We start from the raw sequence: 13,168 nt of genomic DNA, 5'->3' as shown, positions 1-13,168 counted from the left end.
GAACCCTCATCGAATGAACGCGCGCGTGGCATTGCAGCTTACCGGCATCGAACGGCATTACGGCCAGGGCGAGACGCTTCTCACCATTCTCAAGGGAGCGGACTTCACGCTGCGCAGCGGCGAGACCGTGGCGCTCGTCGCGCCATCGGGCACCGGCAAGTCGACCCTGCTGCACATCGCCGGTCTCCTGGAGAAGCCGGATGCCGGCGAGGTGCTGGTCAACGGTCATCCATGCGCCGGGCTTGGCGATGACGAGCGAACGGCGATCCGCCGCGGCGAGATCGGTTTCGTGTATCAGTTCCATCATCTGCTGCCGGAATTCAGCGCGCTTGAGAACATCATGATGCCGCAGCTCATCGCGGGCCTTTCCCGGGCCGAGGCCGAGGAGCGCGCGGCCCAGCTTCTCGATTACATGCGGATCGGTCATCGCGGGAGCCACCGTCCGGCGGAGCTTTCGGGCGGCGAGCAGCAACGCGTCGCCATCGCCCGCGCCGTCGCCAATGCGCCGCTGGTGCTGCTGGCCGACGAGCCGACGGGCAACCTCGACCCGGAAACGGCCGGCTATGTCTTCGAGGCACTGGAGGCGCTGGCGCGGCAATCGGGCCTTGCCGCCCTCATCGCCACCCATAACCACGAACTGGCCAGGCTGATGGACCGCCGGGTCACGCTCGAGGACGGCTCCATCCGCGAACTTCCGTAAGGATTTTCCGTGCGAAACCAGCGTATTGGCGCGGTTTCCGGATTCATTTCGAAAACAGGGCGATCGATAGGACGGCCATCCCCCTCGGCGAGACGGTCGCCGGGCGCTGTCGCACGCCTTTCACCTGCAACGGAATCTGGCCGCGTCTCGAATCGGCGCGTCATGCGTTCCCACAGCTTGCCTGCTTCCCCCGATCCTCGACGAGCCACATCGCCGCCGCTGGCGGTTCCGTTCCGCTGGCGCATAGCGCGCCGCCTCCAACCCGCCCGCCTGTCCTGACGGCGCGGAAAGGCGATTGACGAACGAACAAAAATAGAACATACTGAGAACATAGATAGAAAGGGAGCCGTTAATGACCGATTTTCTTCGTGATCTTGCAGCCTTCACCTCCATGGCCATGTTCGTCGCCAGCTTTTCCATGATCATCTTCGGGATGTGAGCCGCCGTGTGCGCCGCAACGCGCTTACCGGCTTGCGGCGTGGAAATCGGGGTCAACCGCGCCTGACCGCTGGACTTTGCCGTACCGAATCCGCTTAAGCTTCCCCTTCGTGTCGGAAGGAAGAAAAATGGCGGAAAAGGTGATCGGGGCGGTATCGGGGCAGGCGGCGCAGATGCCTCAGTTCGTGCACCTGCGGGTTCATTCGGCCTATTCGCTGCTCGAGGGCGCGCTGCCGATCAAGAAGATCATCGCCAAGGCGACGGCCGACGCCCAGCCGGCGATCGCCATCACCGACACCAACAATCTTTTTGCCGCGCTCGAATTCTCGCAGAAGGCGGCGGGCGAAGGCATTCAGCCGCTGATCGGCTGCCAGTTGTCGATCGACATGCAGGACGAGGGCGAAGGGGAGCGTCGCAGCCATCAGGCGCATCTGGCGAAACTGCCCTCCCTCGTGCTCCTGGCGGCAACCGGCGAGGGCTACGCCCGGCTCGTCGAACTGGTGAGCCGCGCCTATCTTCTGGGCGAGGGGACGCAATCGGCCCGGATTTCGTTGGGTTGGCTCGACGAGGTCGGCACGGAAGGGCTGATCGCCCTCACGGGCGCGGCCGGCGGGCCGGTCGACATGGCCTTTCACGCCGGCCATCCGGCGGCGGCGACGGCGCGGCTGCGCGCCCTGAAACGCCTTTTTGGCGACCGCCTCTATGTGGAATTGCAGCGGCACGGCCGTTACGACCGGCAGCACGAGCAGCGCATGGTGGACCTGGCCTATGCGGAGGAGGTGCCGCTGGTCGCCACCAACGAGCCCTTTTTCCCCGCGCCGGAGGATTACGAGGCGCATGACGCGCTGATGGCGGTCGCGCACAACGCCATGGTTTCCGACGACAGCCGCTTCCGGCTGTCGCCGGAGCACTATCTGAAAAGCCGCCGGGAAATGGCGGACCTCTTCGCGGACTTGCCGGAGGCGCTGGACAATACGGTGGAGATCGCGCAGCGCTGCTCCTTCGTGCTGGAGACGCGCAAGCCCATCCTGCCGCGCTTCACCGGCGCGACCGACGACGGCGAGGCGGCCGAACAGGCCGAGGTGGCGGAACTGCGCCGCCAGGCGGTGGAGGGACTGGAAAGCCGCATGAGCCTGCTCGGCCTTTCGCCCGGCTATACGCAAGAGGATTATCGCGAGCGGCTGGAGTTCGAACTCAGCGTCATCGAGCGCATGAAGTTCCCCGGTTATTTTCTCATCGTCGCCGACTTCATCAAATGGGCGAAACAGCACAATATCCCGGTCGGGCCGGGCCGTGGTTCCGGCGCGGGCTCGCTCGTCGCCTATGCGCTGACCATCACCGATGTCGACCCCTTGCGCTTCTCGCTGCTGTTCGAGCGCTTCCTCAACCCCGAGCGCGTCTCGATGCCGGACTTCGACATCGATTTCTGCCAGGAGCGCCGGGAAGAGGTGATCCGCTACGTGCAGGGCAAATACGGCCGCGAGCAGGTGGCGCAGATCATAACCTTCGGTTCCTTGCAGGCGCGCGCGGCGCTGCGCGACGTCGGCCGGGTGCTGGAAATGCCCTACGGTCAGGTCGACAAGATCTGCAAGCTCGTGCCGAACAATCCGGCCAATCCGACGCCGCTCCACAAGGCGATCGAGGAGGAGCCGAAGCTTCAGGAGGAAGCGGAAAAGGAGCCGGTCGTCGCGCGGCTGCTCGACATCGCCCAGAAGATCGAGGGGCTCTACCGTCACGCCTCGACGCATGCCGCCGGCATCGTGATCGGCGACCGCCCGCTGTCGCAGCTCGTGCCGATGTATCGGGATCCGCGATCCGACATGCCCGTCACCCAGTTCAACATGAAATGGGTCGAGCAGGCGGGACTGGTGAAATTCGACTTCCTCGGCCTCAAGACGCTGACGGTGCTGAAGACGGCCGTCGATTTCATCCGCAAGCGCGATATCGAAGTGACGCTGGAGAGCCTGCCGCTCGACGACCGGCTCACCTACGAGATGCTGTCGCGCGGCGAGACGGTCGGCGTGTTCCAGGTGGAAAGCGCCGGCATGCGCAAGGCGCTGATCGGCATGCGGCCGGACTGCATCGAGGATATCATCGCGCTGGTGGCGCTTTACCGGCCGGGGCCGATGGAGAACATCCCGGTCTACAACGCCCGCAAACACGGCGAGGAGGAGGTGGAGTCGATCCATCCGATGATCGATCACCTGCTCAAGGAGACGCAGGGCGTCATCGTCTATCAGGAACAGGTGATGCAGATCGCCCAGGTTCTCTCCGGTTATTCGCTCGGCGAGGCCGACCTGCTGCGCCGTGCGATGGGCAAGAAGATCAAGGCGGAGATGGACCAGCAGCGCGCGCGCTTCGTCGAAGGCGCCGTCAGGAACGGCGTCTCCAAGCCGCAGGCCGACCTGATCTTCGACCTGCTCGCCAAATTCGCCAACTACGGCTTCAACAAGTCGCATGCCGCCGCCTATGCCATCGTCTCCTATCAGACAGCCTATCTGAAGGCGCATTACCCGGTGGAGTTCCTCGCCGCGTCGATGACCTACGATATGTCGAACACCGACAAGCTGAACGATTTCCGGCAGGATGCCGGCCGTCTCGGTATTCAGGTCGTCCCGCCTTCGGTACAGACGTCCTTCGCCCATTTCGAGACCGGCGCGAGCTGCATCTATTATGCGCTCGCCGCCATCAAGGGCGTCGGCGAGGCGGCCGTCCAGCACATCGTCGACATGCGCGGCGACAAGCCCTTCGAAAGCCTGGAGGATTTCTGCCTGCGCATCGACCCGAAGTTCATCAACCGGCGGGTGTTTGAAAGCCTGATCGCCGCCGGCGCCTTCGACTGCTTCGGTCACGACCGGGCGGCGCTGGTCGCCGGTCTCGACCGGCTGCTCGGCTATGCCCAGCGCGCGCAGGAAAACAAGACGAGCGGCCAAAGCGATATGTTCGGGGCGGGAGCCGCCACCGGGCCGGAAGTGATCACCCTGCCGTCCTATACGCCATGGCTGGCGTCCGAAAAGCTGCATCGCGAATTCCAGGTCCTCGGCTTCTATCTTTCCGCCCATCCGCTCGATACCTATGCGACGATGCTCGCCAGGATGCGGGTGCAGACCTTCGCCGATTTCTCGGTGGCCGTGAAGCGCGGCGCGACGGCGGGGCGGCTTGCCGGAACGGTGACCTCGAAGCAGGAACGCAAGACCCGCACCGGCAACAAGATGGGCATCGTCGCCTTCTCGGACGCCTCCGGCCAGTTCGAGGCCGTGCTGTTTTCGGAGATGCTGCACCAGTATCGCGACCTGCTGGAACCCGGAAAATCGCTGGTGATGACGGTCCAGGCGGAAGAGCGGCCGGAAGGCATCGGCCTGCGCATCCAGACGCTGCGTTCGCTGGAGGAGGAATCACTGCAAAGCCAGAAGGCCTTGCGCGTCTATGTACGGGATTCCGGCCCGCTGCGCTCCATTTCGGCGCATCTCAACACCAAGGGCGACGGCCTCGTGTCCTTTATCGTCATCAAGGACAACGGCCAGCGGGAAATCGAGGTGGAACTCGGTGAACGATATCGTATTTCCAATGAAATCGCCGCCGCCATGCGTTCGGCGGCAGGCGTTCTGGACGTGGAACTGGTGTGACGGGCGCTGCCGGCCGGCCGGCGCAGGGGTCAGTTCACGGCGACGATCGACGATGCCTTCCGGCGCTTCTTGCCGGCCGGCGGCGTGGCGGCTTTTCCGGCAATCTCGCGGGTGACGGTGATAAAGTCGGTGCCCGCGCCGGTTTCCTGGCCGAGGCCGGTATCGGAGATCGACAGCGATGCGCCCTCGCTCAACAGGGCGGAAACGCGAATGCGGATGTCGGCCGGAATATCCAGCCTGTCCAGAACCGCCGCCAGCGCGTCCCCGGCTTCGGCATCGGCGGGCGTCTCGATGCCGAGGCGCTTCATCGTTGCGGGTGAAAGATCGTTTCGCAGCGTGACGCCGTACCAGTCGGCGCTGCCCTTGACGGTATCGACGTTGCGAGCCAGCAGGAAATGCGTGCCGAGCGCGATTTGCGGCGCATCGATGGTGAGGGGAACGTCGAGAACCGGCTCGAATTTCCGGCGGACGAGCAGGCGGCCGTGCGGCGGCATGCCTTTTCCGGCCCGTGCGTAGACGGCGGCGATCAGGTCCGGCGTGATCATGCCGTCCGCCTTGCGGTTTTCCGCCTCCTGGAAAGCACGGATCGCGGCACTTGTCCGCCGTCCGTGCAGACCGTCCGCCACGCCGGTCTCGTAACCGAGCGTGCTCAGCAGTGTTTGCAGTTCGCGCAGGCTCTCGCGTTCGCCGGCCCGGGTGATCAGGATGCGGACCGGTGCCTGCCGTTCCGGGTGGGCGGTCGGCTCCGGTTTGTCGGGCACATGGTTCGACATCGCGACCTCGACGCTTTCCTGACCTTCATCCGGGAAGGCGGGGCGAAGACTGGCGTCGGACAAGAGTTCCTGCTCGGGGGCGAGGGCGGCGGGTTCGAACAGCTTTGCGTGGGTGACGCGCTGCGGTGCGGTTTCCCGGTCGGTGACAAGCACATGGCCACCCCGTTGCGTCAGGTTGAAAAGCGTCTTTGCGAAATCGTGCGGCATACGCACGCAGCCGTGCGAGGCCGGATGGGCGGGAACGCTGCTGGATGCATGCAGGGCTATTCCCGACCAGGTCAGCCGCTGCATGAACGGCATCGGTGCATTGTTGTAGATATTGGAGAAATGCTTCCGCTTCTTTTCGAGGATGGAAAAGATACCGGTCGGCGTCGCATGGCCGGCCTTTCCCGTCGATACGCGGGAATGGGCCACGACGGTTGCGCCGTCATAGACCTTCAGTTCCTGCCGGTCGCGGGAGACCATGATCTGTAGCGGGCCTTCGAGTGTCGCGGCCAGCGCCGTGCTGGAGCCGAGCATCAGGGCAAGAAGGCCCATCCCCGTGACGAGGCGAAACGTCATGTCGTCCATCCGTACGCAATACAAAACGACCGCAACTGTGGCGCAACGGATTTAAGGAAGATTTTACAGGCCGATGGAAATGCACGCCCGATGCGGCCCTGCCGGACGTCACTTTTTCGTGAGGGTGGATATCTGCGGAGGAGGGCGTTTGCCGAATGTATAGCCGGTTTCCACGCTCGCCTTGCCGAATTTGTCGCGCAGCGTATTTACTGCGGCTTCGGCCGCCGCCCGGCGCGCCGCCTGCGGGTCGACGAGATCCGGAGGATCGGCGCGGGCCGGATCGGCCAGATCCGAGACGCCGATGCCCAGCAGGCGGAAGCGGGTGCCGTCCGTTTCCCGGCTGAGGAGTTCCACGCCGGTCCGGAAGATGCGGTCGGCGAGCATGGTCGGATCTTCGAGCTTGCGGTTGCGGGTCCGGGTCCGGAAGTCGGCTGTTTTCAGCTTCAGCACCACGGTCTGGCCGGCGATGCCGGACTTGCGCAGCCGTAGCGCCACCTTCTCGCTCAGCCGCCGCAGATGGATCACCAGTTCGTCCTGGCTGGAGATATCCTCGAGGAAGGTTATTTCGGCCGAAACGCTCTTTGCCGGTTCATCGGGATGGACCGCACGGTCGTCATCGCCGCGCGACAGATGATAGAGCCGCTTGCCCATGGAGCCGTAGCGGCGCATCAGGTCCGTTTCCTCCATGGTCTGCAATTGCCCGATGGTGCGGATGCCATCGCGCTCCAGCGTCTCGGCAAAGGCCTTTCCGACCCCCCAGATCATCCGCACGGACTTGTCCTGGAGAAAGGCGAGCGCCTCGGCCCGGCCGATCACGGAAAAACCGCGCGGTTTGCGCAGGTCCGACGCCACCTTGGCGAGGAACTTGCAATAGGAGAGGCCGATGGAGATCGTTATGCCGATCTCCTGCTCCACGCGCACGGCGAAGCGGGCAAGGACGCGGGCCGGCGGATCGTGGTGCAGGCGTTCCGTTCCCCTTAGTTCCAGAAAGGCTTCGTCGATGGACAGCGGTTGGACCAGCGGTGTCAGTTCCTGCATCATCGTTCGTATCTCGCGCCCGACGCGCGCGTATTTTTCCATGTTGGGCTTGATGACGATGGCGTCGGGGCAGGCTTCCAGCGCCTTGAACATCGGCATGGCGGAACGTACGCCCTGAATGCGCGCCACGTAGCAGGCCGTGGAAACCACGCCGCGCTTGCCGCCGCCGATGATCACCGGCTTGTCGGCCAGTTCCGGATTGTCGCGCTTCTCGATGGCGGCATAGAAGGCGTCGCAATCGATATGGGCCAGTGTCAGCGCATGAAGTTCGTCATGATAAAGCAGCCGCGGGCTGCCGCACGCCCGACACCGGCGCAAGCCGGAAACCTGCCCGGACAGGCAGTCGCGGCAAAAACCGTCAGGACGCGTTTCGTCGTTGCGCATGGCCGGAACAAATATTGAACATCGCGAACCTAACGCCTATGTTGATGAGTCTCAAGAGCGGCGCAAGGAGAAGCCGTGACGAATTGTTCATCGGTGAAATGGCGAATGCGGGTTTTTCAGCCGTCATGGATCGCCGGCGGCCCCATAAGCAGGCCATGCGCCTGCACGACGGTTTCGGGCGTGGTGCCGCTTGCCGCGCAGAAGGCCAGCAGCGTCGGCTCGTGGCCCATGAGGAAGTCGAGGAGGCCCGCCAGAAAACCGGGATCGTCCACCGCGGTGCGGACGTCGGAAGGCAGGACGCCGGTCAGGGCCAGGAAGCGCGAGAGCAGTTCCGGCTCGCCGGCAAGCCAGCCGAGAACCGCGATTGCCGTGGCCTCGGCCTCCTGGAGGCGTGATGTATCTTTTTGACGGTTCATATCCTCATCCAGGGAATTTTTACCATTTAATCAACCAAATGACGCTAGCGTCAGCGGTGATCGGGCCGGGTGATTTCGGCTTTTCGGCAACTTATCTGTCTGACAGAACGTTGCAAGCCGGAACAAGGGACGGGGACGAGCAATGCCGAAACAGGTAATGATTGTCGAGGACAACGAGCTGAACATGAAGCTCTTCCGGGATCTTATCGAAGCCTCCGGCTATACGACGATCCAGACGAGGAACGGGATGGAAGCCCTTGAACTGGCGCGCAAATATCGCCCGGACCTGATCCTCATGGACATCCAGCTTCCCGAGGTCTCCGGCCTCGAGGTCACCAAATGGCTGAAGGAAGACGACGAGCTTCACGTCATCCCGGTGATCGCGGTGACGGCCTTCGCGATGAAGGGCGATGAGGAGCGGATCCGGCAGGGCGGCTGCGAGGCCTATGTCTCCAAGCCGATCTCCGTCCCGAAATTCATTGAGACCATCAAGACCTATCTCGGCGACGCGTGATGCGGGGGCGGGGGGCATGACAGCACGAATTCTTGTCGTCGACGACATACCGGCCAATGTGAAACTGCTGGAAGCGCGGCTTCTCGCCGAGTATTTCGATGTCCTGACGGCCGATAACGGGCAGGCTGCCCTTTCGATCTGCGATAGCACGCAGGTCGATCTGATCCTGCTCGATATCATGATGCCGGGCATGGACGGTTTCGAAGTCTGCGAGCGGCTGAAGGGCAATCCGCGCACGGCGCATATCCCGGTTGTCATGGTGACGGCGCTCGACCAGCCTTCCGATCGGGTGCGGGGCCTCAAGGCCGGCGCCGACGACTTTCTCACCAAGCCGGTCAATGACCTGCAACTGCTGTCGCGTGTGAGAAGCCTCGTGCGTCTCAAGACGCTGTCCGACGAATTGCGCGTGCGCGCGGCGACGGCGCACACGCTTTCCATCGACCATGCGCTCGACGGCGCGATGGGTGACGAACCGGGCAACGTCCTGCTCGTCGACGGGCGCGGTTCCTCGCAGGAGCGGATCGTCCGCGCGCTGAGACCGATCGCCGAGGTCGCCTGCATGTCCGATCCGCAGGCGGCGCTGTTTCATGCAGCGGAAAGCAATTACGAACTGGTGATCGTCAATGCCAATTTCGAAGATTACGATCCGCTCAGGCTGTGCTCGCAGCTGCGCTCGCTGGAGCGGACCCGCTTCCTTCCGGTCCTGCTGATCGCCGAGCAGGGCGACGACCAGATGATCGTGCGGGCACTGGATCTCGGCGTCACGGACTATCTGGTGCGGCCGATCGATCCCAATGAGCTATTGGCGCGCAGCCTCGCGCAGCTCCGCCGCAAGCGCTACAATGATCGCCTGCGCGCGAGCGTCCGCGAATCGATCGAACTGGCGGTCACCGATGGCCTGACGGGGCTGCACAACCGCCGTTACCTCGATACGCATCTTAAGCTGCTGGTCGACCGCGCCTCCGCCCGTGGCCGTCCGCTGTCGATCTGCATGGCGGATATCGACCGCTTCAAGGCGGTGAACGATACCCACGGACATGACGCCGGCGACGCGGTGCTCAAGGACTTCGCCAATCGCGTTCGCTCTGCCGTGCGCGGGGCCGATCTCGCCTGCCGTTACGGCGGTGAGGAATTCGTGCTGGTGCTGCCCGACACATCGCCCGATATGGCGCTGGTCGTCGCCGAACGGTTGCGCGTGCTGGTGGAGGAACAGCCCTTTCTGCTGCCGGGAACGGCCGGGGCGCTGTCCGTCACGGCCTCGCTCGGGATCGCCACGCTCTCGCACGATGGCGACACGCCCGGCAGCCTGCTGAAGCGGGCGGATCTGGCTCTTTATGAAGCCAAGCGCAGCGGCCGTAACCGGGTGATCGCCGCATCCTTGCCGGTTTCCCACGAAATGGCGCTGGCCGCGCCGGCCTTATCCACAAGCGCGCGTTAATCTTCCACGAGCGGGCGGGGATCAGCCTGCACCTCAGGGATGCGTTTTCGGAACCGGCTTCGAGGCGGGTTGCCGACACGACGCACACTTTAGAGAAATTCCAGTATATTCAACCGGATGCACGCCCCGGTCTATCAGGAAAAGCGATCGGATTGCAGCCGGCGCGGCGATGATTGCGCCTGGCGGCGGTCTGGTGCGGTCGGACGCGTCCCGGTGCGTGCGGAGAAGGCCGGTCGCAATGGCTGGCAAAAATCATTGGCCGATTAACTATATGCTGGAGAACCCTCGCCCCGACAGTTAAGAAAACGTTGATTTTTTTTCCGTTTGGCGCGATGCTCCAAAAAAGGGCGAAAGAAAACCCTAATACAACCGGTTACCCCATGATGCTAGGTCCGCCGCATCTCCTGGGTCGTGGGGTCGGTCGGCTGGCTTCGAATACGCGGAATCCTCGTGCCGCCTTCGTGGCTGGTCGGCCCCCATTCGACGCCGCTCCCTTCGCCGGGGAGCGGCGTTTTCCATTTGCGCGGCGAACGTCGCGTGACGTCATTCTACCGATTCTGTGAAAACCGGGACTGCTAGCTTCGGCCTTCGGCGCATCTTCACGAATCACAAAAGAAAAAGGCGCCGGACGTTTCCGTCCTGCGCCTTTTCGAAAACCATTGGGTCAAGGATTACTTGATCTTGGCTTCCTTGAACTCGACGTGCTTCTTGACGACCGGATCATACTTGGTCTTGGTCATCTTTTCGGTCATCGTACGGCTGTTCTTGGAGGTCACGTAAAAGAAACCGGTGTCGGCCGTCGACAGCAGCTTGATCTTGATGGTGGTAGCCTTGGCCATGGTCGTTCTGCCTTTATGAAAAACGAAGCCGTGGGCAGCACTGCGAGCCACGGCTTAAATCTGGCCGGAAACTACAAATCACGTCCGAAAAGTCAAGCCTGTTTCGGCCGGAAAACCATGCGGCCGAGAGAAAGTAGCACATAAGCGCCGAAGAAGCCGGCAATCACCCAGGCGAAGCCGTCGTTACCCGCCATGTCCATGGCCGCGCCCATGGCTTGCGGCCCGATGACGGTGCCGACGGCGTAACAGAAGATGAAGGCGGCGTTCGCCGCAGCGAGATCGGCGCCGGACAGCCGCGCCCCGAGATGGCTGAGGCCGACCGTATAGAGGCCCGCCACGCATCCGCCCCAGAAGAACAGCACCACCGCCATGGTCAGCCAGCCCTGCGACAGTGTCGGCAACGCCAGTGCGCCGGCCAGCCCGATCACCGACAGGCCGGTCAGCATCCGCCGCCGGTCGCGTATGTGGTCGGAGAGCATGCCGAGCGGGATCTGGAAGACGACATTACCGAGGCCCATCACGGTGAGCAGCAAGGCCGCCTGTTGCTCGGTGAATCCGGCGCGGGTGGCGTAGATCGGCAGGAGCGCCATGCCGCCCACCGCAACCGCGCCGAAGACGAAGACCGCCGCCGTCGCTGTCGGAACGAGAAGGATGTAGCGCATGAAATGCAGCTGCGGTTTTTCCTCGATTCTCGGGCTCTCGCGCCGCGCGCCGAAAACCGGCGCGCAGGCGAGGAGGATGATGATGGCGCCCACGGCGAAGGGCAGGAAGCCGTCGCTGCCGAGCAGGGAGAAGAGCAGGGGGCCGGCGGCGAAGCCGAGTGCCAGAACGGTGGCGTATATGCCGAGCACGAACCCGCGCCGCGACGGCGGGGCGGCCGCGTTGATCCAGAACTCCGACAGGATGAAAAGCATCGAGGTCGCGCCGTGGAACAGGATGCGCAGGGGAAACCACAACCAGAAATTCTCGATGTAGTAGAAGCCGAGTCCGCTTATCGCCGAGACGAGAATGGCGGCGATCATCGTGGTGGCCGTGCCCCAGACATGGGCGATCCGGGCGGTGAAGGGCGCGGCGAGCATCGCCGCGATCCCGGCCATGGCGGAATTGACGCCGATCAGTGTGGAGGAGATGCCCCGCTTCTCCATGATGAGGGCGAGAAGGGGAAGGCCGAGGCCGATGGCGATGCCGACAGCCGAGATGGCGGATATCGCCGCGATGAGCGAGGGCCAGTGGATGGAGTCCGCTGCGCCGGATCCGCCGGAATGCGGCTTGGTCATGGAGCCTTGATCCTCAAAGGAGTTCCCGCAGGAAGCGTCCGCGCCGCGTGTGATAGAGCGGCGCCGGTCTTCCGAAGGGTAACGACGGATCTTCCTGAATGCTTTTTCGCAGCTCTTCAAGGATCATCAGGGTGATGTCCGGCATGTTTATGCCGCCATGGTCGAAAACATCCATCCAGCGGAGGTCTTCCAGTTCGTGGCTCGCCGTCGCGCTGGCGGGATCGACGTCGGCGTCATCGGTAAAAAGGGTGAAGAACCGGGTATCGTAGCGACGCGGATAACCGGCGGGGGTGATGGCGCGGGCGAGGAAACGCAAGCGCGAGAGATCCGGCCGGAAGGGAAGCGGGGTATCCGCTAGTTCTTGCGCGCCGACGCTGATTCCGGCTTCCTCGTAGAGTTCGCGCAGCGCCGCGACGCCGAGGGCGCGCAATCGCGCCGGAGAGCAGCGGGCGCCGGCGCGGCTGGCCAGCCGCTCGTGCGCCAGCGGATGCAGCGGCCCGGAAACGGGAACGAGCCGGTCCGTCGCGTCGCGACGGCCGCCGGGAAAGACATAGACGTCGGGCATGAAGACGTGACGGCTGCTGCGACGGCCGATGAGCACGCGCATGTCACCGCCCGTTCGATCGACCAGCAGCACGGAAGCGGCGTCCACCGGCCGGATGGCTGTCGTCATGCGGCGGAATCGTTGAGCGCCGCATTCTCGGACGCATTTTCCGGCCGTTGGTCGAAACCGTGCATTCTCATGGCCCATTGCAGGCCGATGACCCCTCCCTTGACGGGTTGGAGCATCAGGAGGGAAAGAATCAGCGTGATCGGCACCCATATGGCCAGATGCTGCCAGGTGCTGAGCGACCAGGTCAGGTCGGTCGCCATATAGGCGGCGACGACGACATGCCCCACAAGCGTGATGACGAGATAGGGCGGCAGGTCGTCGGCGCGCTGATGGGTGTAATCCTCGCCGCAGGCGGCGCAATGATGGACGGACTTCACATAGGCGCGGAAGAGGCGGCCGGTGCCGCAGGCCGGGCAACGGTTGAGCAGGCCACGCTTGATGGCCCGTCCGACGGGGCGCTCGTTGCGGATCGGCGCGTCCTCGCTGCCGAATTGCAGCGCATCTGCGGATACATCATTGGTTTGCATGGCCCTCTTCCTTCCTGCCGCCGG

General features: G+C 63.7%; 11 protein-coding genes. 4 read left to right on the top strand and 7 right to left on the bottom strand.

Annotated elements, in window-relative coordinates:
* Positions 1-13 precede the first annotated feature (13 nt).
* Positions 14-700 (top strand): ABC transporter ATP-binding protein, encoded by a 687-nt coding sequence (locus tag KYK29_RS11620; protein WP_254691057.1) that lies wholly within the window; start codon positions 14-16, stop codon positions 698-700.
* 566 nt (positions 701-1,266) lie between these two features.
* A complete protein-coding gene (gene dnaE / locus KYK29_RS11615; protein ID WP_254691056.1) occupies positions 1,267-4,764 on the top strand; it encodes a DNA polymerase III subunit alpha in 3,498 nt (1,165 codons plus the stop codon).
* A gap of 29 nt (positions 4,765-4,793) precedes the next feature.
* Here dnaE and KYK29_RS11610 read toward each other — a convergent pair whose 3' ends face one another.
* The 3 genes from KYK29_RS11610 to KYK29_RS11600 form a co-directional block, all read right to left on the bottom strand.
* Complete coding sequence (locus KYK29_RS11610; RefSeq protein WP_254691055.1) at positions 4,794-6,098, bottom strand: L,D-transpeptidase family protein; 1,305 nt, start codon at positions 6,096-6,098, stop codon at positions 4,794-4,796.
* Between the two features lie 108 nt (positions 6,099-6,206).
* Positions 6,207-7,520, bottom strand: a complete 1,314-nt coding sequence (locus KYK29_RS11605; RefSeq protein WP_254691054.1) for a DNA polymerase IV — start codon at positions 7,518-7,520, stop codon at positions 6,207-6,209.
* Positions 7,521-7,636: 116 nt separating this feature from the next.
* Entirely contained in the window at positions 7,637-7,936 is a 300-nt protein-coding gene (locus KYK29_RS11600; RefSeq protein WP_254691053.1) for a DUF3572 domain-containing protein, read from the bottom strand.
* A gap of 142 nt (positions 7,937-8,078) precedes the next feature.
* On the opposite strand from KYK29_RS11600, the gene KYK29_RS11595 reads away from it, so the two are divergent.
* Both KYK29_RS11595 and KYK29_RS11590 read left to right on the top strand, forming a co-directional pair.
* Entirely contained in the window at positions 8,079-8,450 is a 372-nt protein-coding gene (locus KYK29_RS11595; RefSeq protein ID WP_065694149.1) for a response regulator, read from the top strand.
* A gap of 16 nt (positions 8,451-8,466) precedes the next feature.
* On the top strand, positions 8,467-9,888 hold the full coding sequence (locus tag KYK29_RS11590; RefSeq protein ID WP_254691052.1) for a PleD family two-component system response regulator: 1,422 nt from the start codon (positions 8,467-8,469) through the stop codon (positions 9,886-9,888).
* A gap of 671 nt (positions 9,889-10,559) precedes the next feature.
* Here KYK29_RS11590 and rpmG read toward each other — a convergent pair.
* From rpmG to KYK29_RS11570, 4 genes are all read right to left on the bottom strand, one after another.
* Complete coding sequence (gene rpmG, locus KYK29_RS11585) at positions 10,560-10,727, bottom strand: 50S ribosomal protein L33 (protein ID WP_254691051.1); 168 nt, start codon at positions 10,725-10,727, stop codon at positions 10,560-10,562.
* A 92-nt stretch (positions 10,728-10,819) separates the two neighbouring features.
* Positions 10,820-12,004 carry an MFS transporter gene (locus KYK29_RS11580; RefSeq protein WP_254691050.1) on the bottom strand — a complete coding sequence of 395 codons (1,185 nt, stop codon included), beginning with the start codon at positions 12,002-12,004 and terminating at the stop codon, positions 10,820-10,822.
* A 13-nt stretch (positions 12,005-12,017) separates the two neighbouring features.
* Positions 12,018-12,677, bottom strand: a complete 660-nt coding sequence (locus tag KYK29_RS11575) for an NUDIX hydrolase (RefSeq protein WP_254691049.1) — start codon at positions 12,675-12,677, stop codon at positions 12,018-12,020.
* A complete protein-coding gene (locus tag KYK29_RS11570; protein ID WP_254691048.1) occupies positions 12,674-13,144 on the bottom strand; it encodes a DUF983 domain-containing protein in 471 nt (156 codons plus the stop codon). The genes KYK29_RS11575 and KYK29_RS11570 overlap by 4 nt, the downstream gene beginning before the upstream one ends.
* Between the last annotated feature and the right edge of the window lie 24 nt (positions 13,145-13,168).

Origin of the sequence: Shinella daejeonensis (genome assembly GCF_024281235.1) — a bacterium.
In the GTDB taxonomy this organism is placed as follows: Bacteria; Pseudomonadota; Alphaproteobacteria; order Rhizobiales; family Rhizobiaceae; genus Shinella; species Shinella daejeonensis.
This window is presented reverse-complemented; position numbering and strand designations above follow the sequence as displayed.

What these genes read in the sequence shown, in the direction of transcription:
- KYK29_RS11620 (WP_254691057.1), top strand. Translation starts at nt 14, where the DNA reads ATGAACGCGCGCGTGGCATTGCAGCTTACCGGCATCGAACGGCATTAC.
- dnaE (WP_254691056.1), top strand. Translation starts at nt 1,267, where the DNA reads ATGGCGGAAAAGGTGATCGGGGCGGTATCGGGGCAGGCGGCGCAGATG.
- KYK29_RS11610 (WP_254691055.1), bottom strand. Translation starts at nt 6,098, where the DNA reads ATGACGTTTCGCCTCGTCACGGGGATGGGCCTTCTTGCCCTGATGCTC.
- KYK29_RS11605 (WP_254691054.1), bottom strand. Translation starts at nt 7,520, where the DNA reads ATGCGCAACGACGAAACGCGTCCTGACGGTTTTTGCCGCGACTGCCTG.
- KYK29_RS11600 (WP_254691053.1), bottom strand. Translation starts at nt 7,936, where the DNA reads ATGAACCGTCAAAAAGATACATCACGCCTCCAGGAGGCCGAGGCCACG.
- KYK29_RS11595 (WP_065694149.1), top strand. Translation starts at nt 8,079, where the DNA reads ATGCCGAAACAGGTAATGATTGTCGAGGACAACGAGCTGAACATGAAG.
- KYK29_RS11590 (WP_254691052.1), top strand. Translation starts at nt 8,467, where the DNA reads ATGACAGCACGAATTCTTGTCGTCGACGACATACCGGCCAATGTGAAA.
- rpmG (WP_254691051.1), bottom strand. Translation starts at nt 10,727, where the DNA reads ATGGCCAAGGCTACCACCATCAAGATCAAGCTGCTGTCGACGGCCGAC.
- KYK29_RS11580 (WP_254691050.1), bottom strand. Translation starts at nt 12,004, where the DNA reads ATGACCAAGCCGCATTCCGGCGGATCCGGCGCAGCGGACTCCATCCAC.
- KYK29_RS11575 (WP_254691049.1), bottom strand. Translation starts at nt 12,677, where the DNA reads ATGACGACAGCCATCCGGCCGGTGGACGCCGCTTCCGTGCTGCTGGTC.
- KYK29_RS11570 (WP_254691048.1), bottom strand. Translation starts at nt 13,144, where the DNA reads ATGCAAACCAATGATGTATCCGCAGATGCGCTGCAATTCGGCAGCGAG.